The organism is Microvirga tunisiensis (genome assembly GCF_009296175.1).
Lineage (GTDB): Bacteria > Pseudomonadota > Alphaproteobacteria > Rhizobiales > Beijerinckiaceae > Microvirga > Microvirga tunisiensis.
The window spans coordinates 1-22549 of record NZ_VOSK01000045.1 but is presented as its reverse complement, the minus strand read 5'-3'; the positions used below and the strand labels follow the sequence as shown (position 1 = coordinate 22549).

Below are 22549 nucleotides of genomic sequence, written 5' to 3'. Positions count from 1 at the left end.
ACAACTGACGTTCTGTCTAATGGTAGGGATCAGCCGCGTCTCTGAGCCCGTCGCCCATGAAGTTGAAGGCCAGCACCACGATCACCACCGGGACCATCGGGAAGAGCAGCCACGGGTGAAGCTGCACGGCCGCGAGGTTCTGCGCCTCGTTGAGCAGAACGCCCCAGCTCGTCACCGGTGGGCGCAGACCCAACCCTAGGAAGGAGAGGGCCGTTTCGCCGAGGATCATGGAGGGGATCGAGAGCGTTGCCGAGGCGATCAGGTGGCTCATGAAGTTCGGGATGAGGTGGCGCGCGATGATGCGTTGCTTGGAGGCGCCCATCAGCTCAGCCGCCTTCACGAAATCCTCCTCGCGCAGCGAGAGCAGCTTCGAGCGCACGGCGCGCGCCAGGCCCGGCCAGTCGAGAAGGCCGAGGATGATCGTGATGCCGAAGAACACGAGGATCGGGCTCCAGTTCGCCGGGAGGGCGGCGGACAGCGCCAGCCAAAGAGGCAGCTCCGGAAGCGAGCGCAGGATCTCGATCATGCGCTGGATCACGTGATCGACCCACCCGCCGAGATAGCCGGCGAGGCCGCCGAAGAAGAGGCCGAGGGTGAAGGACACGGCGATGCCGACGATGCCGATGGTGAGCGAGATCCGCGCGCCATAGATGATGCGCGAGAGCAGATCGCGCCCGAGACGGTCGGTGCCGAGCAGGAACATGGTGCCGCCTTCCGGAGGACAGACGAGATGGAAGTCCATCTCCCACATGCCCCAGAACTGGTAGGCATCGCCCCGGCACAGGAAGCGGATCGGCTGAGGCTTCGAGGTATCGACCGTGTAGACGCGCCGGAAGCTCTCCAGGTCGAAGCTGTAGGTGTAGGGATAGGTGAAGGGCCCGATGAGGCGGCCCTCGTGCATCAGATGAACGCCCTGCGGCGGGGCATAGAGAAAGTCGCCATGGCGCTTGGTCTGGTTGTAGGGCGCGATCACCTCGACGAAGGGCACGAGAGCGTAGAAGGCGAGCAGCACGAAGGCCGCCGCCACCGCCACTTTATGGCGACGGAACTTCCACCACATCAGCTGCCAGGACGAGGCGCGATAGAAGCTCTCGCTCTCGGCGCCCACGGGCTCGGTCTTGCCGGGATCGAAGGGCGCCGGGTCGACGTAATGACCCTTGGACGTGAGAGCCGTGTTCATCGCCCGCCTCCCATCCGGATCCGCGGATCGAGCCCGGCCAGCAGGAGATCGGAAATCAGCATGCCGACGACCGTGAGCACGGCGACGAACATGAGGATGAAGCCGGCCAGGAACTGGTCCTGGCTTTTCAGCGCACTCAGGAGAATCGGCCCGACCGTCGGCAGGCTCAACACCAGCGAGACGAGAACCGAGCCGGATACGAGATGCGGCAGCAGGTTGCCGATATCGGCGATGAACGGATTGAGCGACATGCGGAAGGGATATTTCAGCAGGGCCTTGGTGGGTCCCAGGCCCTTGGCCTTCGCCGTCACGTAATATTGCTTGCCGAGCTCGTCGAGCAGGTTCGCGCGCATGCGCCGGATCATGGCCGCCGTGCCGCCGAGGCCGATCACGACAGTCGGGACCAGGAGATGCGAGAGCAGGGATTGCGTCTTGGCCCAGGTCCAGGGCTCGCCCGCATATTGCGCATCGTAGAGGCCGCCGATGGAAACTCCGAACCACCGGTTCATGTAATAGAGCAGGATCAGCGCGAGCAGGAAGCTCGGAGTCGCAAGCCCGATATAGCCGATGAAGGTGGCGACGTAGTCGCCGATGGAATATTGCCGCGTCGCCGAATAGATCGCGATGGGGATCGAGATGACATGGATGAAGATCACCACCGCGAGGTTGACGAGAAGCGTCAGCCACAAGGCATCGCCGATCACGTCCACGACAGGCTTGTCGTATTCGAACGACCATCCCCAATCGCCCTGCAGCAGGCCGGAGAATCCGTTCGGTCCGGGCATGACGCCGAGCCACACCAGGTATTGCTGCCAGGCGGGTTTATCGAGGCCGTACTGCATGATGAGAAACTCCGCCTTCGCAATGGAGGCGGATTCGCCCTGCGCCCTCAGTTCGGCAATCTGATTGGACAGAAAGTCGCCCGGCGGCAGCTTGATGATGAAGAAGACCAAGGCCGAAATGATCAACAAGGTCACCGCCATGGTGACGAAGCGACGCAACAGGAAACGGATCATCGACGGGCCTCTTTGCCGGCGGCTTTGTTCCAGAAGATTTCATCCGGGCGATAGATGCCGATCATGGCCGTCGGCTCCCAGCTGTAGAGCGCCTTGGCGGGAAGCCCCTGCAAACCGTTGCGCATGACGATGGGCTGCAGCGCGCCGGAGATGGTGCCGATGGACCATTGATTTTCGGCATGGTTGCGCAGCATCTCGTTCCATGCGTCTCTCTGGACGTCCCGGTTTCCGGTGTTCATCCACGTCGTGTAGAGATCGAGAAGGCGCTGGGCTTCGGGAATGTCGACCTGTTCCCCGTTCTTGCCTTTAGTCTCCACGAACTGACCCCATTTGGGCCAGGTGTAATTGTCCTGGCGCATGGGGGCGAGTTCTGTCGGCGGCATGATGACGGTGGGGATCGCATTGTCGAGACCGGGGGCCGCCACCATGACCGTCAACCCTGCATAGGATCGGTTGCGCAAAACCGTACGGTCCTGCGGCTTCACGAAGAGCCTTACGCCGATCTCGCGCCAGAATTCCCCGATCAGGGTCAGGCCGTCGACCACGAGGCTGCTCTCACCGTCGGTTTCGACGATGATCTCGAGTTCGCGTCCGTCGGGAAGCAGGCGGATGCCGGCGCCGTTGCGCTTCGTCAGGCCGATCTCGTCGAGCAGTCGTGAAGCCTCGCCTGGATTATAATCGGCATTGGTCGTGCGGAGGTCCTGCGAGAAGAGCGGGCTTTCCGCCACGATGGTGTTGTTGCCCTCCGTGCCGAGCCCGAAGAGCAGTGCGTTGTTCAAGGTCTTGCGGTCGATGCCGAGCGACAGGGCGCGACGGAAGCGGATGTCCCGGTTGAGTTGGCGCCAGACCGGATCCACGGTGTTGAGGTTGGGATAAAGCGCAAGCTCGGTGCCGCGCGCATAGGGCCAGAGCAGGGTCGTGTAGCCCTTCGCCTTCTCGCCCTCCTTGAGAACCGGGATGTCGCTCATGGAGAGGCCGCGGAACAGGAGGTCGAGCTCTCCCGCATTGGCTTTCGCCGCGAAGAGGCCGCTCGCCGACACGTCCATGATGAGCCGGTCGACGTAAGGCAGCTGCTGCCCTTGTCGGTCGATCCGGTGGTAGTAGGGGTTGCGCTCGAAAATGAAGCGGTTGGCCGGCGCCGCCGTGACGACGCGCCAGGGCATGAGCGTGGGGAGGGCAGGGTTGGTCTGCTCCTTCATGTCGTCCAGGCGGTTGTGCAAGGCGGCCCAGGATTTCAGCTTCTGCTGCTTGGCCTTTTCGTCGAGGGCGGCTTTATCCGCATATTTGGCGTGGAACTGCTTGAGATAGGCGGAAGCCCGGTAGATGCCGGGATCGAGCGCGCCGGCCAATTGCGGCAGGAAGCGGGGGTTGGGCTTGTCCCAGGTGAAGCGCAATGTCCGCTCATCGAGGATCTCGAAACGTGGGGGCTTGCCGTCCACCATCATGAACTCGGGCGGCCCGGCCGGCGAGAGATCCGCGTTCTGCGCCACATCCTCCCAATAGTAGCGGAAATCCTCTGTCGTGAAGGGAGAGCCGTCCGACCAGCGATGGCCGGGGCGAAGGGTGAATGTGAAGACCCGGTCGTCCTCGTTCTCGAGCTTTTCCAGGAGATCGGGCTGAAGCTGCAGGTTTCTGTCGTAGCCGACGAGCCGCGTATAGGTGAATGTCGAGATGTAACGGATGTCGCGCGGCCGCGGCACCAGGGTGACGATATCGCCGCCGTACTGACCCGCCGCATCGACCACGATGGGCGCTTTCGGAATCCGCTCCGCGAGGGGCGGCAGCTTCTTGTCCTTCACCTGATCGGCAAAGAAAGGCGCGTCCTTGAAGTCCTGCGCCGGAGCGGGCAGGGCCAGCAAGCCGAGGGCGGCGGCGAGGACGAGCGATCGTGTTCGGGTTTTGAGCAACATCACGCAGCCTCCTGGGCTGTCAGGTGCCCCACACGAACCTTGTGGCCAGGTTCGATCTCTTTCATCAGGCCGAACTCGCCGGGCTTGATGCGGAAGGGCTCGGGCCATTCCGACGGTTGCGAGAAGCGGCCGGTTCGCAGTTTGGCGAAATCCAGCGGCCGGTCAATGTCAGGATCCGGCACGGCGGCGAGAAGTGCCTGCGTATAGGGATGCACCGGGTTGCGGAAGAGAGAGGATTTCGGTGCTTCCTCGACGATATAGCCCCGGCACATGACCGCGATGGTATCGGCGATATAGTCCACGACCGCGAGGTTGTGGGAGACGAAGAGATAGGACAATCCGAGGGCGGATTGCAGGTCCTTGAGCAGGTTGAGCACCTGCGCCTGCACCGACACATCCAGCGCGGAGACCGGCTCGTCGCAGAGCAGCACGCGCGGCTCGAGGGCCAGCGCTCGCGCGATGCCGAGGCGCTGGCGCTGGCCGCCGGAGAAGGAATGCGGATAGCGCCTGAGGAATCGCTGATCGAGTCCTACCATGTCGAGGAGCTGCTTCACGCGCTCATAGCGCTCGTCCGAGGTGCCGATGTCGTGGATGCGCAGGGGCTCGGTCAGAAGCTCGTAGACCGTCATGCGCGGATTGAGGGACGAGAACGGATCCTGAAAGATGAATTGCACCGACCGGCGATAGGCGGTCAGTGCATCCCCTTCCAGCTTGTGCACGTCCTTCGGCCCCGTGCCGTCGTCGAACAGCACGCGGCCCGAATTGGGGTTAAGCGCGCGCATGATCATCTTGGACACGGTGGTCTTGCCGCAGCCGGATTCGCCTACGAGCCCCAGCGTCTTGCCGGCGGGAAGGGCCAGATCGACCTCGCTGACGGCACGGATCTCCTGGGTCTTGCCGGAGAACCAGCCCGACCGGAGCGTGAAGCATTTGGTGAGGTGCTCGGCCTTCAGGATGGGACCTTTGGGCTGAACGCGCTCGGGCGCGTTGACCGATGCGAGGGTTGCACTCGTCACCTCGCGGATCGGGGTCAGGCGCTCGTTCTCCCCCATGGCAAAGCGCGGGACGGCGCGCATGAGCGCCTGGAGATAGGCGTGTTGCGCGTTGCGGAAGATGTTCTCCCGGGAGCCGGCCTCCATGATCCTCCCGCGATACATCACCACCACCTCGTCGGCCACATTGGCGACGACGCCGAGGTCGTGGGTGATGAGAAGCACCGACATGCCGGTCTCGACCTGAAGCTCCTTGATGAGATCCAGGATCTGCGCCTGCGTGGTCACGTCGAGCGCCGTCGTGGGCTCGTCCGCGATCAGAAGAGCCGGGCGGGTGATGAGCGCCATGGCGATCATGGCGCGCTGACGCAATCCTCCGGAGAGCTCGAACGGATAGGTCGTCAGGGCTCGCTTCGGATCGGGGAAGCCGACCCGTGCCAGCACCTCCATGGTGCTCTGGTTCGCCTTGGCCTGATCCACTTGCGTATGGATCATCAGCGCCTCGGAAATCTGGTCGCCGATGGTGTGCAGCGGGGACAGGGATGTCATCGGCTCCTGAAAGATCATGGCGATGCGCCCGCCGCGCAGGGCATGCATGGCGTCGCTCTCGGGCTGGAGCGCCGCGATGTCGACCGCTTCGCCGGTCGTGGGGTCGTCGAACACGATGGAGCCGCTCGTGATCTTGGCTTTCTTCGACAGGATCTGGAGGATGGCTTGCGCCGTCACCGATTTGCCGGATCCGGACTCGCCGACGAGCGCCACCGTCTTCCCCTTGGGAATATCGAGCGTCAGACCGTCGACAGCCCGGAAATTTCCGGCATCGGTGTTGAAATCAACTGTCAGTTGGCGAACCGACAGGAGTGGCGCTTCCATATGCTCCTCCAGAGACTATGAGCATAACGCATCAAATCTCATTAGATCTCAAATGTGATCTTGTTTCCATGCCGAAACACTCATCAAGGCACAGGAAACGTATGCCTCTGGCGGCGAGGTGGGCGATAAGCCTTTCGCATAACGACCAGATGACGTCGTCATGAACGAGATGATGCGTCAGGAACCCGATCGGCTCGTCGCGATCCGCATGGCCGGCCACGCGCCGCTCGGTCGCACGGGCGAGGCTGGCGACGATCGATGCCGGGTCGATCAGGCTTCTCGTCCCGTGCCAATCGATGGGATCCACATGGGTGTTGATCTGCACAAGTCCCATTACGGGGTGGACAGCCTTCCGGTCCGTGAAGGTGGATAATCCCCGAAATCCCAAGCGCGGCAGGTGAGGGACGAGTTCCGGGGAAATCCGGTTCCAGGGCGGCACGAAGATCGGCAGGAGCCTCGATCCGAGGCGCTCCCGCGCCCGGTGCAGAGCCTGTTCCGCTTCCGCTGCCACGAGGTCCAAGGGGCGATGAGCGCCGAATTCCGCCTTCTTGTCGTCGCTAGGGGCATGATTGGCATGGCGCCAGCCATGGACGAGGGCGACGGCATTCGGCTCCTCGGCCAGACGCGCCGAGAGCGAGGCTTCGATGCCTTCAGGAATGACCGCCAGGCCAATTCCGGCTTCGTAGCGGCGGGCAAGACCGAGAAGCCGGTCGAGCTGGGGCGTCTCGGCCACCGCGTCGTCGTCCCGCCACCAGAAGCGGATGGGGCAGCCTCCATCCTTGGCCCGGTCCAGTGCCCGATCCAGGGGCGACCAGTCGATGGCCCGGTGAAGAGCGGATCTCGAACGCACGAGGCTTTCGGCCACGGCAACGCTCCGCCGGGCTCCGTCGATGGATAGGGATGGAGACGGGGAGGGCGCCCGGGTCAGGCCGTGCCGGATCGCGTCCGCCAGGTTCTGCGGCGACAGGTCTGCCTCGGGCAGGATGTCGGCAAGCCCCAGTGCCGTCAGGCGCTCGGCGCGCAGGCGCTGCTCCGTCTCATGGTCCACCTCGAAGGGGACGAGAACCGATCTGACCCCGCTGCGCAGGAGGTCGACGGTCGTGTTGTACCCGGCCTGGCTCACGGAGAGTTCGGCCCCGGCGAGCAGGGCACGGAAATCGGGCCTCGCCCGCTCAACGACGACATGAGGCGGAGCGCTCTCCCAGACGCCGAGGAAGTCCGGTTCCGCGACCCCCCGGCCGATCAGAATGCGCCAGGGCCGGTCGGCGATCTCCCGTGACGCCGCAATGGCCGCACGGTAGAGCGGCAGGCTCGCCGCGCTCGATCCGCCGGAGACCACGATTCCATGTCTTCGAGATGCCGGGGCAGGTCCCTCATTCTCGTCCACATAGCCGGTGTAGCGGACGAGCGGCGCGATCCGCTCGTCCGACGGCCAGGAGGCCTCGAGCGGCACCAGCGCCGGATCGCCGTGAACGAGAACGGCATCGTAGTCGCGCAACACCCGCTCATGCGTTTCCGCGATCCGGGACGCCTTGGAGGAGGGCACCAGGATGTCCCGGATCGAGCACAGAACCAGCGGGCGTGGATTCGAGCCGCGCGCGGCATCGAGCAGGGCCGAGAACTCATCCGCCAGAACCCGGCGACCGAAAGGAAACAGCTCGGTGATGAGAATGTCGGGCCGGACGGTTTTCAAGGTGTCGAGCAGATGGGTGCGGCGCCTTTCGAGATAGGCCGCATCGACGGGTTCGAGGTCTTCACCGAGCAGCGTCTTGAAATTCGTCCTGACGGTTCGCACGGGCGGCAGCTGAACGAAGGTGACGGTCTCCAGATCGGCTAGGCGGGCAGGGCTTCCGCCCGACACCAGAGTCGTCTCATGCCCCTTCCGCGCGAAAGCCCGCGCCAGGGCGGCCGCCCTCGTCAGGTGGCCTGCTCCCAAGAGATGCGTGACGGCGATCAGAACGCGCAAGCTCATTCTCCCGCTCTAATCCGTGAGCGGTTCGAGCGCATTGCGCAAGCGCAAAGCGGCGTGAGCGAGATCGCGTTCCTGCCTGACGAACCGGGACGCGTTGGCGCCGAGGTCCCGCAGCCGTTCCCGATCCCGCAGGAGATCGCCTAACGCATCGGCGAAAGCTGTGATCTCACCGGGTGGCGTCAGCAATCCGGTCTCGCCATCTCGCACCACGCTGGCGACGCCGCCATAGGCGCCCGCAGCCACCGCGCAACCGAGAGCCTGAGCCTCCAGCAGCACCATGCCGTAGGCCTCGTTGACGGCAGGCCAGACCAGGAGTTCGGCGGCCTCATAATGCACTTTCAGATCGGCCTTGCCCTCGATTTGCCCATGAAAATGCACGCGGTGTGACATGGGGGAGAACAGCCGCGCGATCTCATCCCGCGCCTCGCCGTCTCCGACGACATCGAGGGTCCAGGGCAGGTGCTGCAGCCGCTCCAGGGCCGCAGCCAGAATGCGATAGGAGGCGAGCTTGTCGCCCTCCCGCATCATCGCCACCGTGAGAAGGCGCGGTGCCGATTTCGGCAAAGGGCGAGAGCTCGATGCAGGCCATTCCCGCAAGTCCAGAAACGGTGGCAGATCTGCGAGGGTCTGATGCTGCGGTCGCGCGATCTCCAGAGCCTCCCGGTCGTGGGCCGTCATGACGAAGATCGCATCGGCGCGGTCGAGCGCGGCTTCCGCCCCTTCGTGACCGAGAGCCCATGATCCTTGCGCGCGCTTTGCCGCCCGCGAGCCTTCCGCGACCGCATAGGCAATGCCGAGTGCGTCGGCGACGCGCGGACCGATCCAGTCCGGCGCCTTGTAGTAGACGTGATAGGTGAACCACAGGCAGGGACGCATCTCGTCGGGCAGCGCCCTGTAATGGGCGATGAGGCGGTCGGCCTCTTCCAGCGCTTGCTGCCGGAGGCTCTCCTGACGCTGTCGGTCGCCTGTCTTGTCGAGCGTTCGCAACTCGCTGGCGAGGAATGGCGAATAGCCTGCCTGGTCGAGAGCCTTCATCAACAGGCGTGCCATGGTGCGGTCGCCCGAGGGAAGCGGATGGTTCGGGCTCTTCAAGGGGGCGTAGAACGCGACCGGCCGCGAGATCGTCACACCCGCTCCGGTTCTCTCTTGGGGTTCGCCGTCACGGCTCGCAGACGGGCTTCCAACTCGTCGATCCCGCCTTCCATGGAAAACTCCCGCCGCAGGCGCGAAAAGGCGGCAGCGCCAAAGGCTTTGCGGCGCTCCGGATCGCGGGCGAGGAGGTTGAGCGCGTTGGACAAAGCCTCCCAATCGCCCGGCGGCACGAGCTGGCCTTCCACGTCGTTGCGGATGAATTCGGGAATGCCCGCAAAGTCCGTCGCCACGATGGCGAGCCCCTGGCTCGCCGCCTCCATGATCACGTTCGGAAGCCCGTCACGGTCACCCGATTTCGCTTCCTTCGAGGGCAGGACGAAAAGGTCCGCCTCGCGCAGGAGCGCGATGATGTCGGGCTGCGCCTTGGAGCCGAGGAAGGCCACCTTGTCGGCGATGCCTGCCTCCTGCGCCTGCTTTTTCAGGCTGTTGAGCAGTTCTCCGCCGCCCACATGGGCGAAGCGCCAGTGGAGGTCCGGAGGCAGGGCTGCGAGCGCCTGGATCAGATCGCCGAAGCCCTTCTTCGCCACGGCGCGCCCGACGGACACGATGCGCACCGGATCGAGCGGGTCGGAGCCGTCCCGGACCGGGCGGCTTTCGGGCGGCGCAGGAAAGCGGGAGAGATCGAGCCCGTGATAGACGAGCGACACCCGTTCAGGCTGCGACAGCGATCGAAGATTGCCGGCCCCGTGCGCCGTGCAGGTCACGCCCCAGAGGGCTTCCGCCATCTTCTCGCGCTTTTCCCAATCGGGCGTTGTCCAGATGTCCTTGGCATGGGCCGAGAAGGTCCAACTGCGCCCTGTGAGCAATGCGGCATACCGGACGGCGGATGCCGGCGTGTGGAGATAATGCACATGCAGATGCCGCACGTCCTCCGGCATCTCCCGAGCCATCACGAAGGCCTGGCCGAGGCGGCGCACCCGGTTGGCGGTGAAATCGCGCTTCAGATCGCGCCAGAAGGCTCTGATTGTGGGTCCGAAGCCTTTCTGGCTCAGGCTCCAGACGGCGCCACGCAGCACGCGCAGCGGCTCCTCGTAAAGATATTCCGGCAGATAGGCGACCCGTGCCTTGATCGCCTTGTGCATGGGATGCACGGCCCGTTCCGTCGGATGCCGGAGGGACCAGATCTCAAGCTCCAGGCCGCGCTGCTCCAGGGCCAGGATCTCCTGGGCAATGAAGGTCTCGGAGAGGCGTGGATAGCCTTTCACGACAACGGCAATGCGCCGGGCTGTCATCGAGGGAAGCATGGATACGATTACTCGGCCGCCTGATGATACACGGTGGCAAACCGCGCCGTGGAGGTTGTGAGAGCCTTCAGCCGCTCCTGCACCCGGTCGAGTCCATCGAGAAGGCCGGGAACGATCACCTCCGACGGGCGCGGCTGCGACGACAGAGAGCGCAGGGCGGCGGCCATGCGCTCCGGCGTCCGCGGCTTCTTGTAGTCGCTCAGCATGCTCACCAGCCCGAGCCGCTCGCCCTCGACGGCGCGGATATACTGCTCGAGGCGGGGACGGGTGCGCGGAACGATCAGCGTGCGCTTGTCGAAGGACAAGGCCTCGCAGAAGGTGTTGTACCCGCCCATGGCCACGATGGCGTCCGCTTTCTTCATGAGCCATTCGATCTTGTTGTCGAAGGACATCACATCGAGCTTCGGCTGCTTGGTGATGCGCTCCACGAAGGAGCGGCGCTTGTCCCGGTCGATGAAGGGTCCGAAGAGGATGAGCGCCGGCTGCTCGAGCTCCGCGTCGGCCTCATAGGCCGAGATCACCCAGTCGATCAGGTCGTCGCCGTCGCCGCCGCCGCCCGTGGTCACCAGGATGAAGGGCTGCTTCGTGATCTTGGGGTACTTGGTCAGGGACGGGGTTGGCGGCACGTCCCGGCGCAGATAGCCGGTATAGGTGATGCGCTCTTCCACGTGAGGAGGCAGATCCAGGGCCTTGAGAGGCTGATAGACGTCCTTGAGGCCGTAGACCCAGATCTCGTCGTAATAGTGGATCAGGGCTTCCTTCGCGCCCTTGCGCTCCCACTCCGGCACGAGAAGGGCCGGCTCATCCATCACGTCGCGAATGCCGAGCACGAGGCGGCAGCCGGCTGCCTTAAGGTAATCGAGCGCCGGCACGACTTCGCCGCGGAATCCCGTCGGCTCCTTGTCGACGATGAACACATCCGGCTTGAAAGCCTTGGCGGCCTGGAGAATGAGGGCTTGGCGCAGGCCCACCGCCTCATCCAGCTCCACGTTGAGGTTGAGGCTGCGGTAATCCCCGTCCGGCAGCTTCGTGACTCCCGGGATGCGGATGTAATCGACGCCGCTGTCGAACTCGAAATTGCCGATGACGGGCGAGCCCGAAATGATGACGACAGAGGTGTCCGGCCGGTCCTGCACGATGGCGTTGGCAATCGCCCTCGAGCGGCGCAGATGCCCGAGGCCAAAGGTGTCGTGGCTGTAGATAAGGACTCGCGTTCCACGGCCGCTCACGGGCTGCGCCGGGGAAGGACCTGCGTCCTGATCAAAGTCCGTCACCAGGTCTGCCATGCGGCTGCCCCTACGATAAGGCCGGCGGGTCGATTGACGACCCATCCACCTTCTCTACCTTCTACGGTCCCTATCGATCAAATAAGGCGTTGCCCGAGATCGGAAAGAGGTTCATCCAGGCGTACAGAAGTGGTAACCGTTGGGCAATGGAAAAGAGCCTCTTTAGGTATATTTGGACACATTCTAAGCGCGACCAGCTGATCGTCTGCGCCGTGGTGCTCGCTTCCCTGCCTTTCTACTTCATGTCCCTGGATCTGCCTCGCCAGATCGTGAACCAGGCCATCCAAGGCGAGGCTTTCAGGGACGGCAATCCGACGGCTCACTTCCTCCATCTCAGCTATGAATGGCCGAGATGGCTGGGCGGCGGCACCCTGGAGATCTTCGAGGGCTTCCAGGTCGGCCGGCTCGGCCTGCTCTTCGGCCTCTCGACCGTGTTCCTGTTCTTCGTCATCATCAACGGGGCCTTCAAGTACTGGATCAACGTCGCCAAGGGGATCCTGGGCGAGCGGATGCTCAGGCGCATGCGCTTCGACCTGTTTTCCATGATGCTCCGGTTCACCCCGGATGCCCTGCGCACCGTCAAAGCGTCCGAGACGGCAACGATCATCAAGGATGAGGTCGAACCCATCGGCGGCTTCATCGGGGATGCGTTCATCACCCCGATTTTTCTTGGCATGCAGGCCATCACGGCGCTCGCCTTCATCATGATCCAGAACGTCTGGCTGGGCCTGATCGCGCTGGCGGTGATTGCCATACAGTTCACGATCATTCCGCGGTTGCGGCGAGAGCTGCTTCGCCTGGGAAGGCAGCGGCAGATCGCCTCCCGTCAGTTGGCTGGGCGCATCGCCGAGGTCCAGGACGGCATCGAGGTCGTTCACGTTCACAATAGCTACGGCTGGGAGCGGGCCGAGATCGGTGAGCGCCTCTTCAATCTCTTCACCATCAGGCTCAAGATCTATAACCGGAAATTCTTCGTCAAATCGCTCAACAACTTCCTGGCGCAGCTGACGCCGTTCTTCTTCTACGCCATCGGCGGCTATTTCGCCCTGCGCGGCACCCTCGACATCGGTCAGCTCGTGGCCGTCATCGGCGCCTATCGCGAGCTGCCGCCGCCTCTGAAGGAACTGATCGACTGGGACCAGCAGCGTCTCGACGTCCAGGTGAAATACGATCAAGTCACCCAGCATTTCTCCGAGGAGCGGCTTGCACCTCTGCTCGAGGCCGGCGAGGGGGCGGAGGATCAGCGGCTGGTCGGCCCGTTCGTGGCCGAGGATATCCGTGTTGCCGGCCCCCATGGCGATATGATCATCGAAGGAGGCGCCTTCGCCATCGATCTGCCCGCGAGCGTTGCGCTGGTGTCCAACGGCGGCGGCGCGGCCAACATGCTGGCGCGCATCGTTGCCCGGCGCACGTCGGAATTCAGCGGCCAGATCCGTATCGGTGAGCGCGATCTGACGCAGCTTCCAATATCGTTGGTCGGGCGCCGGATCGCCTATGCGGGCGTCGATCCCATTCTCTTCCCCGGCAGCATCCGCGACAACCTGGTCTACGGCCTTCGCTCGAAGCCCCTGGGCAGGATCGAGGAGGAGAAGCGCGAGATGGATCGCCGGATTGCCGAGGCGATCAAAACGGGAAATCCAGTCGAGAGCATCGCCGATCAATGGGTGGATTACGAGCGGGTCGGCGCGAGGGACGAGAGCGATCTCGATCGCATTCTCCTCGATCTCCTGGACCGGGTCGGCATGGGCGACACGATCTATCTGTTCGGCTTGGCGGGCAGGATCGATCCCGAACGCCACATGGCTCTTGCCGAGCGTGTCGTCGAGGCCCGGCGACGCCTGCGCGAAACGTTCCAGTCGAACGGCATGGCCGATCTGGTCGAGCCCTTCGATCCGGCGCGCTACAACAGCCAGGCCACCGTTGCCGAGAACCTTCTCTTCGGGGTCCCGATCTCGGAGGAATTCAAGGGCCGCAATCTGGCTGAGAACGGCCAGTTCCGCAGCGCCATCGACAGGGCCCGTCTGACCGACGATCTCGTCCGCATGGGCCTGCAGATCGCCGAGACCATGACCGAAATCTTCGAGGGGCTGCCTCCCGGCCATTCGCTGTTCGAGCAGTTTTCCTTCATCGGCGCCGAGGAATTGTCTGAATTCGAAGCCATTCTACGCCGGCGTGCCCGGGGCGAAGGCAATCTGAAGCGAGAGGACCGGACCCGGCTTCTCGCCCTCCCGCTCGCCTATATCGAAGCCCGGCACCGCCTCGGGCTCCTCGACGGCAGATTGATGGATCGGATCGTAGAGGCGCGAGGCCTCATCCGGGAGGTCCTTGAGACGTCCGCCGAGGGTGTGGAGTTCTACGATCCTGAGCGCTACTGCGCCGCGGCGCCGTTGAGGGACAATCTCCTGTTCGGTCGCGTCAGCTACCAGGTCGCCAATGCCCGCATGCGGGTCGCCGAAGCCATCGGAACAGTCGTCCGGGAACTCGACCTGCTGGAAGACATCGAGCGGATCGGCCTCGATTATCAGGTCGGCACGGCAGGCAGGCTCCTGTCGCCGCAGGAGCGGGCGAGCGTGAATCTCGTGCGCTGCCTCGTGAAGCGCCCGGACATTCTCGTCATCGACGGGGCGCTCGCACCGTTCGACGAGGCGCGCAGCCAGCAATTGCTCGAATTGCTGCTGGAGTTTCTCGATCAACAAAGCCTGTTCATGGTCCTTCCGAATGATCGACAGGCAGGCGCTTTCGATGTTCAGTTGCGCTTCCGTGACGGACAGATCATCACAGAAAAGACGGCCGCTCCGGCTCTCAAGCCTGTCAGACTTGAGCCGGATACCGCCCAGAGAGTAACAGGAGAAGTGGCATGACGCTTGAGACAGAGGTTCAGTCCTTGCGGCAGGTGCCGATGTTTCGGGATGTGGATCCGGCCCGCCTGAAGCTTCTCGCCTTCACGAGCGAGCGGGTGCAGTTCTCCGGCGGGCAGCGCTTCTTCTCGCAAGGGGACCCGTCCGACGCCGCCTATGTGATCCTCGACGGCCGGGCGAACGTGCTCCTCAACACCCCCGGCGGGGATATCCAGGTGGCCGAACTCGGGAGCAACGCCCTCGTCGGCGAGATGGGCATCCTCTCGGATACGCCGCGCTCGGCCACGATCATGGCGGCCGAGCCGACCACGGCGCTGCGAATCGACAAGCGGGTCTTTCTCGAGCTTCTCGCCCAGTTTCCCCAGATGTCCCTGGCGATCATGCGGGAGCTGGCAAAGCGCCTCGAGCGGACGAACGCACAGCTTGTCGCACAGTCCTCATCCTAAATTTCCAGGCAAACCCTGAGATTTTTTCGGGGAAAAGCCGGTTAAGGTTAGCGAAATCCTACCTCTTATGGCCAAGCTGACCGATTCTCGTCACAACTACCCGTCAACCCTTGTCTCACAATGAACAAGGGAAGGCTCAGCCATCAGGTTGGGCTGTTGCGGGATAAGTGATGATGAGTAACGCGAGAACGCTGCTGTGCGCAGTTCCGCAGCCTGTTGCGGATGTGCGCAAGTCCGGACTTCGCCGCCGTTTCCTTCACTTGACCTTGGCCGCAGGCCTGATTGTAGGCCTCCAGGGCCTCGCAGCCGGACCGGCCGCCGTAGCCACCCTCCCGAGCGCCTTGCTGGCCAGACCTGCCACCGTTTCCGTGATGCAGCCGATCACCACCGGCTCGATCATCACCGCCTCCGCGGATTTCACCCCAAAGCTGATGAAGGATCCGAGCCTCTTCAAGGCCATTCTCGACGGGGCATTCTCCTTCAAGAAGCCGCAGGCCGTGAAACCGGCGCCCCAGGAGACGCAGGATGAGGTGGCCGGCGATCCGGACGAACTGATTCCGTTCAATGGGCGCACCATTCCACACTGGCTGGTACATTCCATCCTCAAGGCCGCCCATGTGACCGGGGTCGACCCGGTCTACATGATGACCCTGGCCGACGTGGAATCGAGCCTCTCGCCGGAAGCCAAGGCGCCGACCTCATCGGCCCAGGGGCTGTTCCAGTTCATCGACAGCACCTGGATCGAGATCATCTACCACCATGCTGCCGATTATGGTTTCGGTGCAGCCGCGGAAGCGATCAGCTACGTCAACGGCGAACTGGACGTGGATCCGAAGAGCCGGGAATGGATCATGAGTCTGCGGACCGATCCCTATTTCTCCGCCCTCATGGCGGGCGAGCTGATCAAGGACGTGGAGCGCGCGCTCCAGGCTGAAGGCGAACGGGAATTGGCCGAGGCCGAGCTCTACCTCGCTCATTTCCTGGGTGCATCCAGCGCCGTCCGTTTCCTTGATGTTCTAGATCAGGACCCGAACATGAAGGCCTCCAAGCTCTTTCCGAAGGCGGCCAAGGCCAATGCCGGGCTGTTCATGGAAGGCAAGGGGCGTAAGCGCCGCTCCGTCAGCGTGGCGGAGCTCTACAACAAGATCGACTCGAAGATCGTCCGCCGCCTCGACCGCTACGAGGGCATCGGCCCCTATCTCGCCGAGATCTCCCGTCAGACCGAGCGGACGGCCGAGGCGGCGGCGCTCGTGCAGTAAAAGGCCCTGAGCAGCCGCACCGGCGTGCGGCACCTCAGCGTCCGAAGAGCAGGAAAGAACGTCTCTGCTCGATCTTCCCCTGTAAGATTCAAGCCACCGTGTCGTAGCGCTTTTGCGCGTCAAGGACCTCCCCGATGTGGCTCTCGGCCCAGGTCCGGAGGGCATCCAGCGTGGACGTGAGGGTCTGACCGAGCGGCGTGATGCTGTACTCGACCGTGACCGGCACGGTGGGAAATGCCTTGCGGCTGATCAGTCCATCTCGCTCGAGGCTTTTGAGTGTCTGCGAGAGCATCTTCTGCGACAGACCTTCGATCTGGCGGCGCAATTGATTGAACCGCATCGGCCCATTGGCCAGCAACCCCAGGATCAGCACCGTCCATTTGTCCGCGACCCGGTCGAGCACGAGGCGCGTCGGACAAGTCGCGGCATAGGGATTGGGTATCTTCATGCCGGTATCTCCCGAGTGACTAGATCCTTAGCACAGTGATTTTGACGGTTTGACACCGCCAAGCTCGTGCTGCGGACTTCGCATCTGGTACCGAGGCCCCGTCCAATGGGGATCAATCCACTTGCAGATCCCGCACCGCTTCGAAGTGCCGTCACAAGAGACGGCAGGCCAACCGGTCAAAATCACTGTGTCGAGGATCTAGGTGATCTGAAAGTGCCTTCTTTACACCAACAAGACTTTATCACACCTAGTAACTTACAGAAACCTTGTTGGAGATCGATCATGAAAGTTGCACTCATCGGAGCGACCGGTAACGCAGGCTCGCGGATCCTGGCTGAACTCTCCCGCCGCGAGCATGAGGTCACGGCCATCGTGCGCAATCCGGACGGCGTGCCGACCGGGGCTCACGTCACTGCCAGGAAAGGCGATGTGAGCGATGAAGGACCCCTGTCCGAGCTCCTGGCCGGCCACGACGTCGCCGTGAGCGCCGTCCGTTTTGCGCAGAGCGACCCGCATAAGCTGATCGGAGCCGCGCGCAGCTCAGGGGTGGCGCGCTATCTCGTGGTGGGCGGTGCCGGCAGCCTCGAGGTCGCGCCGGGTGTCAGGCTGGTCGATACGCCGGATTTTCCGAGCGCCTACAAGGCCGAAGCCTTGGCGGGGGCTGCCTTCCTCGACCTTCTGCGGCAGGAGAGGGAGCTAGATTGGACGTACATCTCGCCCTCGGCGATGTTCGTTCCGGGAGAGCGCACCGGCCGCTTCCGTCTGGGCCGGGACCAACTCCTCGCCAACGAGAACGGCAGCAGCATCTCCTTCGAGGATTATGCCATCGCCCTCGTCGACGAGGTGGAGAAGCCCGCCCATTCCCGCCAGCGCTTCACAGTCGGCTACTGACGGCCTTCGATATCGGGGAAGGGGCGACGGTCCCTTTCCCGATCAACCGATCGCACTGATGGCCGAGGACGCGGACTCGGGCAGCGAGCGCGTATGCACGAAATCGCCCTTGGCGAGATAGGTGAGCTCCTCCGGCGTCGAGGTACGCCCGAGGACCGGGTTGCGGTGCGGGAAGCGGCCGAAACGGGAGATGATGTCGAAGTTGGCCTGGGCCTGGCTGAGAGAGAATTGCCAGACCGGCTTGAGATGCTCGGGAGCTTCCTCAACGACCCGCTCCGAGATGGCAACGATGCGCCGCATCCGGTCCAGATGGTCCGGACCTTCCGCATGGGCGAGGGGAAGGAAGTAGAAGAATCTCTCGTAAGGACTTGTCAGGGCATCGTAATGCCCGTTCCTGAACCCCTCCTCGGCAATCCTCAGGGTCTCCAGGTCGGAGGAATAGGCTTCCGGCGTGCCCGCGAACAATCCGCGCGGGAACTGGTCCAGGACGATGATCAGGGATAATCGTCCACGCGGCGTGCCGAGCCAATGATCGAGCTGGCCGGCCTTGCCCGCGTGAACCAGGGGAGCGAACTGGTGTAGTTCCGCATTGGCCCCGCCGCGCATCCACCAGGTGAGCATCTGCCAGTGTGCCGCGACGCCGGAGCCCGACAGGTCGACCGGAAACCAGAAGTCGTAGACCCTGCGCCAATTCATATGAGATGACATCGGCTCCTCCTTGAAGGAGCGTCGATCTTATCGCGGGTGGAATCCCCGTGCTGTGCTTGGAAACACCTGGAGACGGTTGGGGTCGTGGCGCATCGTGCGGAACCGGAGGTCCGCGTCGGCGCCACGTGGATCCCAAAAGTGCAGATTCACTTCTGGGTCCGATGCTCTAGAACGCCTTGAACGTGATGATCGTGTGCGTGTCGGCGATCTCGGGGATCACCTGCACGTTCTCGGCGATGAAATGGCCGATATCGACCCCGTCATCCACGTGGAACTTGGCAAGGATGTCGTAATTGCCGGCCGTCGAATAGATCTCGGACGCGATTTCCCGGTCGGCAAGTGCGTTCGCGACGGCGTAGGTCTTGCCGAGCTTGCATTTGATCTCGACGAAGAAAGTCTGCATGGGGGGCTCCGAGGGCGTCGTCTGGAAATCGATTGTCAGGGAGATATGGCACGGGACCGCGCCCGTGAGAACCTCTCCGGTTCCATGTCGCACCGTGTCAGTCCCGGCCATCCCGACGGGAAGAGTGCGACGTCTCACTTGATCGGGATCACCGGCACAAGGCCGGTGATGACGGAGGAGGGCGTGGACCGATGATCCGCCTCGCGGTCTGGCAGGCCGCCGGGGATGACGCGAGGAGCCGAGCTCAGGTCCGCCCGACGCTCACATAGGTGAAGCCATGGCGCTGCATCTCCTCCGGGCGATAGACGTTGCGCAGGTCCACCACCACCGGGGCGGCCAGAGTGGCCTTCAGGCGGGTGAGGTCGAGGGCGCGGAACGTGTCCCACTCGGTCACCAGCACCAGGGCATCGGCACCGCGGGCGCAGTCATAGGCATCCTTGGTGTACTGCACGTCCGTCAGGACGGACTTAGCCGCCTCCATGCCCTCCGGGTCGTAGGCTTTCACCCGAGCGCCCGCATCCTGCAGGGCCGTGATCACGTCGATGGAGGGCGCGTCGCGCATGTCGTCCGTGTTGGGCTTGAAGGTCAGGCCGAGCACCGCGATGGTCTTGGCCCGCACGGAGCCGCCGCAGGCGGCGATCACCTTGCGGCCCATGGCGCGCTTGCGCTGGCTGTTGACCGCCGCGACCGTCTCGACGATGCGCATCGGCGCCTCGTGATCCTGCGCGGTCTTGATCAGGGCCAGCGTATCCTTCGGGAAGCAGGAGCCGCCATAGCCGGGGCCGGCATGAAGGAATTTCGAGCCGATGCGGTTGTCGAGCCCGATGCCGCGAGCCACGTCCTGCACGTTGGCGCCCACCTGCTCGCACAGATCGGCGATCTCGTTGATGAAGGTGATCTTGGTGGCCAGGAACGCGTTGGCCGCATACTTGGTCAGTTCCGCCGTGCGCCGGGACATGGCGAGCAAGGGAGACTGGTTGAGGTAGAGCGGGCGGTAGAGCTCGTTCATCACGCCCTTGGCGCGCTCGTCCTCGGTGCCGATGACGATGCGGTCCGGGCGCTTGAAATCGGCAATGGCCGCGCCCTCGCGCAGGAATTCCGGGTTCGACACCACGGCAAAGTCCGCATCGGCCCGGGTCTCGCGGATGATCCGCTCCACCTCGTCGCCGGTGCCCACGGGCACGGTCGATTTGGTCACGACCACGGTGTAGCCGTCCATGGCGGCGGCGATGTCGCGGGCGGCCTGGTAGACATAGGACAGATCGGCATGGCCATCGCCGCGGCGGGACGGAGTGCCCACCGCGATGAAGACCGCCTCGGCGTTCTTGACCGCCTGCGACAGATCGGTCGTGAAGGTCAGACGATCCTCGCGCACGTTCTTGGCGACGAGTTCGGCCAGGCCCGGCTCGAAGATGGGCACACCGCCCCGGTTGAGAGCCTCGATCTTGGCCGGATCCTTGTCGACGCAGCAGACCTCGTGGCCGAAATCCGCAAAGCAGGCGCCGGAGACCAGGCCCACATAGCCTGCTCCGATCATCGCGACACGCATCGAGAGCTCCCTGATTGTTCGAACCTTGGGTTTAGTGTGGCGAGGGCTTCGCAGCAACCCACGGCTTTAGACGATTCCGGGGCAGGTTTTCCGGCTTTTGCAACAATGCTCCCTTTGACTTCTGGAACAAGTGCCTCCACAACACCGCCGCTTTTCCTAACGGGGCATTGATGAACAATCCTTTTCTTGTCGAGGTCACCCGCGGCAACCTGGTCGAGTCGCGCCATAGGGGCAGCGTCTCGGTGGTCGATGCCGAGGGGGCCACGGTTCTGTCGATTGGAGACGTCGACCGGCGCGTTTTTCCACGCTCCGCCGTGAAGGCGCTCCAGGCCATGCCGCTGGTCGAGAGCGGAATTGCGGACAAGTACGGTCTGACCGACGAAGAGATCGCGCTCGCCTGCGCGTCCCATTCGGGCGAGCCGGACCATGCGGCGACCGCCAAGGCCATGCTGGCCAAGGCCGGACAGGATGTCGGCTGCCTCGAATGCGGCGTGCACTGGCCCATGGGCGAGGCCGCCAACCGGGCGCTGGCCGCAACCGGCGGAAACCCGAGCGCCTTGCATAACAACTGCTCGGGCAAGCATGCGGGCTTCGTCTGCCTCGCCTGCGGCCAGGGCCAGAATCCGAAGGGCTACGTGCTGGCGGACCATCCGGTGCAGCGCAGCGTGCGTGAGGCACTGGAGGAGATCACAGGCGCCTGCCATACGGTCGAGAAGAGCGGCATCGACGGCTGCTCCATCCCGACCTATGCGATTCCGCTTCCCTCGCTCGCTTTCGGCTTTGCCCGTTTCGGCACCGGGAGCGGGCTGCCGGGCGATGGGAAAGCCGCAGCCGCCCGGATTCGCAGGGCCGTGGCGCGCTATCCCTTCATGGTCGCGGGCACCGGCCGTTTCGACACCAAGCTGATGGCGCTTCTCGGCGAGCGCGCCTTCGTGAAGGTGGGGGCCGAGGGCGTCTATTGCGCCTCCCTGCCGGAACTCGGCTACGGCGTCGCCCTGAAGATCGAGGACGGCAATGGCCGCGCGGCCGAGGCCATGATGGCCGGGCTCGTCCTCCGTTTCCTCAGCCTGGACATCGAGGAGCGTCGCGCTGTCGAAGCCCTGGCCCAGCCGGTGCTCAAGAACTGGAATGGAATCGAAGTCGGACAGATCCGCGTCTCATCGGAGATCAAGGGCGCGGCCTAGCGGATCCTGCTCGAATGGCAGCGCGGTCGACGTTTCACATGATGCGCTGATGACGGGTGCACACCGGAGCTTGGATCCCAATCAGCGCATTCCCGAGCCCTCGTCCTGAGGAGGTCAGAGTTTGATCGGCGGTGGCTCACGGTCGTGGGTTCATCTGCTGGCGGGCATGGACGAGGTCGTCCGGCTGAAGGCCGTGCGCGCCATGGAACGGCCGGTCGAGGACGCTGACCATGTAGACGACCAGGCCGACGAAGATCATGAGCACGCCGCCGAGCAGGAAATGCGTCGTCTGCTTCAGATCGAACAGCCACAGAATGAAGACGTTCAGGCCTGCGCCGACAATGACCACCGACCAGATCACTCTTGGAATGCTGGTGCCCGCCGCCTGAATGCGCAGGCGGCGCTGCTCGATGAAATCCTCGAAGATCCGCAAGGCCGCCTGATGAATCAGGTCTTCACCCGCATCGCGATTGGGCCTGAAGTCCAGGAGCTGGCGGCTTAATTGGTCGACCAGCAGCGTCCCGCGGGTCGAGGCCTGGTTGCTCCGCTGGGAAGCCCATCCCGGCCCCGTCTCCTCATCGACATATTGGCGCAGTGTGTCGGACAGGGATGCACGGGTCGCTTCCGGATAGCCGCTGAAGGTGCGGTAGAGGGCGATGACGCTGGATGCCTCGCGACCCACCGCATCCTGGGCCTTGCCGTAATTCTCGAACACCGCGATGGAGAGCAGCGCCAGGAGAACGCCGTAATAGAGCGAGAAGGCGTTCAGGAGCAGCCCGACGACCGTGTTCGGATCCCGCTCGTCGCGCAGAAGGCGGCCGACAGCAGGCTGCAGGAGCGCCGAGCCGATCAGGGTCGGCACCAGAAAAAGGAAGCAGACGATCACGGCGCCCATCACAATGGGCAGTTGATGCAGCCTGTCGATCACGATGCGGTTCGCTTCTTCGCGGTGGGCCGTCACGTACTCGCCGAGTGAAGCGGATTTTCCGAAAGAGATCAGGTGGAATTCCGGATAGAGCCGATGGAATTTCCTGCTAGTGTTCTGTCACTGACGAGTGATTCCGAAATCCGATCCGACGTGCGATCCTGCTCTGATGGGCAAGATCGAACGCATTGAGGTTCCCGCCGCTGATCGAGATCGCTTGGAGAGCTTGGTCGGTGACCGCAACACATCCCAG

18 protein-coding genes are annotated in these 22549 nt (G+C 63.7%); 5 read left to right on the top strand and 13 right to left on the bottom strand.

Going from position 1 to position 22549, the window contains the following annotated elements; genetic code table 11:
* Nucleotides 1-16: 16 nt before the first annotated feature.
* From FS320_RS13970 to FS320_RS13935, 8 genes are read right to left on the bottom strand one after another with little or no spacing between them, the layout of a single operon-like run.
* Nucleotides 17-1180: an ABC transporter permease gene (locus FS320_RS13970; RefSeq protein WP_152712481.1), complete on the bottom strand. Its 1164-nt coding sequence runs from the start codon at nucleotides 1178-1180 to the stop codon at nucleotides 17-19.
* Nucleotides 1177-2196, bottom strand: coding sequence for an ABC transporter permease (locus FS320_RS13965; RefSeq protein ID WP_152712480.1), 1020 nt, complete (start codon nucleotides 2194-2196; stop codon nucleotides 1177-1179). The genes FS320_RS13970 and FS320_RS13965 overlap by 4 nt, the downstream gene beginning before the upstream one ends.
* A complete protein-coding gene (locus FS320_RS13960) occupies nucleotides 2193-4106 on the bottom strand; it encodes an ABC transporter substrate-binding protein (protein ID WP_152712479.1) in 1914 nt (637 codons plus the stop codon). Before FS320_RS13960 ends, FS320_RS13965 begins: the two co-directional genes overlap by 4 nt.
* Nucleotides 4106-5971 (bottom strand): ABC transporter ATP-binding protein, encoded by a 1866-nt coding sequence (locus tag FS320_RS13955; RefSeq protein ID WP_152712478.1) that lies wholly within the window; start codon nucleotides 5969-5971, stop codon nucleotides 4106-4108. The genes FS320_RS13960 and FS320_RS13955 overlap by 1 nt, the downstream gene beginning before the upstream one ends.
* Nucleotides 5972-6002: 31 nt before the next feature.
* Nucleotides 6003-7943 carry a glycosyltransferase gene (locus FS320_RS13950; protein ID WP_152712477.1) on the bottom strand — a complete coding sequence of 647 codons (1941 nt, stop codon included), beginning with the start codon at nucleotides 7941-7943 and terminating at the stop codon, nucleotides 6003-6005.
* A gap of 9 nt (nucleotides 7944-7952) precedes the next feature.
* Nucleotides 7953-9071, bottom strand: a complete 1119-nt coding sequence (locus FS320_RS13945) for a glycosyltransferase family 4 protein (protein ID WP_338105340.1) — start codon at nucleotides 9069-9071, stop codon at nucleotides 7953-7955.
* Complete coding sequence (locus FS320_RS13940) at nucleotides 9068-10327, bottom strand: glycosyltransferase family 4 protein (protein WP_152712476.1); 1260 nt, start codon at nucleotides 10325-10327, stop codon at nucleotides 9068-9070. Before FS320_RS13940 ends, FS320_RS13945 begins: the two co-directional genes overlap by 4 nt.
* Nucleotides 10328-10347: 20 nt before the next feature.
* Nucleotides 10348-11625: a glycosyltransferase family protein gene (locus tag FS320_RS13935; RefSeq protein WP_152712475.1), complete on the bottom strand. Its 1278-nt coding sequence runs from the start codon at nucleotides 11623-11625 to the stop codon at nucleotides 10348-10350.
* A 146-nt stretch (nucleotides 11626-11771) separates the two neighbouring features.
* Between FS320_RS13935 and FS320_RS13930 the strand changes: the two genes are divergently transcribed.
* From FS320_RS13930 to FS320_RS13920, 3 genes are all read left to right on the top strand, one after another.
* On the top strand, nucleotides 11772-14486 hold the full coding sequence (locus FS320_RS13930; protein WP_152712474.1) for an ABC transporter ATP-binding protein/permease: 2715 nt from the start codon (nucleotides 11772-11774) through the stop codon (nucleotides 14484-14486).
* The gene (locus FS320_RS13925; protein WP_152712473.1) at nucleotides 14483-14929 is read left to right on the top strand and encodes a Crp/Fnr family transcriptional regulator; all 447 of its coding nucleotides are present in this window, start codon (nucleotides 14483-14485) and stop codon (nucleotides 14927-14929) included. The genes FS320_RS13930 and FS320_RS13925 overlap by 4 nt, the downstream gene beginning before the upstream one ends.
* A gap of 170 nt (nucleotides 14930-15099) precedes the next feature.
* Entirely contained in the window at nucleotides 15100-16188 is a 1089-nt protein-coding gene (locus tag FS320_RS13920) for a transglycosylase SLT domain-containing protein (protein ID WP_152712472.1), read from the top strand.
* Nucleotides 16189-16276: 88 nt separating this feature from the next.
* Here the strand turns inward: FS320_RS13920 and FS320_RS13915 are convergent, their stop codons facing one another.
* On the bottom strand, nucleotides 16277-16636 hold the full coding sequence (locus FS320_RS13915) for a winged helix-turn-helix transcriptional regulator (RefSeq protein ID WP_152712471.1): 360 nt from the start codon (nucleotides 16634-16636) through the stop codon (nucleotides 16277-16279).
* 282 nt (nucleotides 16637-16918) lie between these two features.
* On the opposite strand from FS320_RS13915, the gene FS320_RS13910 reads away from it, so the two are divergent.
* A complete protein-coding gene (locus FS320_RS13910) occupies nucleotides 16919-17527 on the top strand; it encodes an NAD(P)-dependent oxidoreductase (RefSeq protein WP_152712470.1) in 609 nt (202 codons plus the stop codon).
* Between the two features lie 42 nt (nucleotides 17528-17569).
* Here FS320_RS13910 and FS320_RS13905 read toward each other — a convergent pair whose 3' ends face one another.
* The 3 genes from FS320_RS13905 to FS320_RS13895 all read right to left on the bottom strand — a co-directional run bounded on the left by FS320_RS13905 (nucleotide 17570) and on the right by FS320_RS13895 (nucleotide 20187).
* Nucleotides 17570-18235, bottom strand: coding sequence for a DUF924 family protein (locus tag FS320_RS13905; protein WP_152712469.1), 666 nt, complete (start codon nucleotides 18233-18235; stop codon nucleotides 17570-17572).
* 166 nt (nucleotides 18236-18401) lie between these two features.
* Nucleotides 18402-18638, bottom strand: a complete 237-nt coding sequence (locus FS320_RS13900; RefSeq protein WP_009494007.1) for an Lrp/AsnC ligand binding domain-containing protein — start codon at nucleotides 18636-18638, stop codon at nucleotides 18402-18404.
* A gap of 244 nt (nucleotides 18639-18882) precedes the next feature.
* Entirely contained in the window at nucleotides 18883-20187 is a 1305-nt protein-coding gene (locus tag FS320_RS13895; protein ID WP_152712468.1) for a UDP-glucose dehydrogenase family protein, read from the bottom strand.
* Nucleotides 20188-20357: 170 nt separating this feature from the next.
* Between FS320_RS13895 and FS320_RS13890 the strand changes: the two genes are divergently transcribed.
* Nucleotides 20358-21371, top strand: coding sequence for an asparaginase (locus tag FS320_RS13890; protein ID WP_152712467.1), 1014 nt, complete (start codon nucleotides 20358-20360; stop codon nucleotides 21369-21371).
* A gap of 136 nt (nucleotides 21372-21507) precedes the next feature.
* Here FS320_RS13890 and FS320_RS13885 read toward each other — a convergent pair whose 3' ends face one another.
* Entirely contained in the window at nucleotides 21508-22332 is an 825-nt protein-coding gene (locus FS320_RS13885; protein ID WP_152712466.1) for a bestrophin-like domain, read from the bottom strand.
* Between the last annotated feature and the right edge of the window lie 217 nt (nucleotides 22333-22549).

Coding starts and splice junctions, on each gene's coding strand:
- FS320_RS13970 (WP_152712481.1), bottom strand. CDS start 1,180: ATGAACACGGCTCTCACGTCCAAGGGTCATTACGTCGACCCGGCGCCC.
- FS320_RS13965 (WP_152712480.1), bottom strand. CDS start 2,196: ATGATCCGTTTCCTGTTGCGTCGCTTCGTCACCATGGCGGTGACCTTG.
- FS320_RS13960 (WP_152712479.1), bottom strand. CDS start 4,106: ATGTTGCTCAAAACCCGAACACGATCGCTCGTCCTCGCCGCCGCCCTC.
- FS320_RS13955 (WP_152712478.1), bottom strand. CDS start 5,971: ATGGAAGCGCCACTCCTGTCGGTTCGCCAACTGACAGTTGATTTCAAC.
- FS320_RS13950 (WP_152712477.1), bottom strand. CDS start 7,943: ATGAGCTTGCGCGTTCTGATCGCCGTCACGCATCTCTTGGGAGCAGGC.
- FS320_RS13940 (WP_152712476.1), bottom strand. CDS start 10,327: ATGACAGCCCGGCGCATTGCCGTTGTCGTGAAAGGCTATCCACGCCTC.
- FS320_RS13935 (WP_152712475.1), bottom strand. CDS start 11,625: ATGGCAGACCTGGTGACGGACTTTGATCAGGACGCAGGTCCTTCCCCG.
- FS320_RS13930 (WP_152712474.1), top strand. CDS start 11,772: ATGGAAAAGAGCCTCTTTAGGTATATTTGGACACATTCTAAGCGCGAC.
- FS320_RS13925 (WP_152712473.1), top strand. CDS start 14,483: ATGACGCTTGAGACAGAGGTTCAGTCCTTGCGGCAGGTGCCGATGTTT.
- FS320_RS13920 (WP_152712472.1), top strand. CDS start 15,100: ATGATGAGTAACGCGAGAACGCTGCTGTGCGCAGTTCCGCAGCCTGTT.
- FS320_RS13915 (WP_152712471.1), bottom strand. CDS start 16,636: ATGAAGATACCCAATCCCTATGCCGCGACTTGTCCGACGCGCCTCGTG.
- FS320_RS13910 (WP_152712470.1), top strand. CDS start 16,919: ATGAAAGTTGCACTCATCGGAGCGACCGGTAACGCAGGCTCGCGGATC.
- FS320_RS13905 (WP_152712469.1), bottom strand. CDS start 18,235: ATGTCATCTCATATGAATTGGCGCAGGGTCTACGACTTCTGGTTTCCG.
- FS320_RS13900 (WP_009494007.1), bottom strand. CDS start 18,638: ATGCAGACTTTCTTCGTCGAGATCAAATGCAAGCTCGGCAAGACCTAC.
- FS320_RS13895 (WP_152712468.1), bottom strand. CDS start 20,187: ATGCGTGTCGCGATGATCGGAGCAGGCTATGTGGGCCTGGTCTCCGGC.
- FS320_RS13890 (WP_152712467.1), top strand. CDS start 20,358: ATGAACAATCCTTTTCTTGTCGAGGTCACCCGCGGCAACCTGGTCGAG.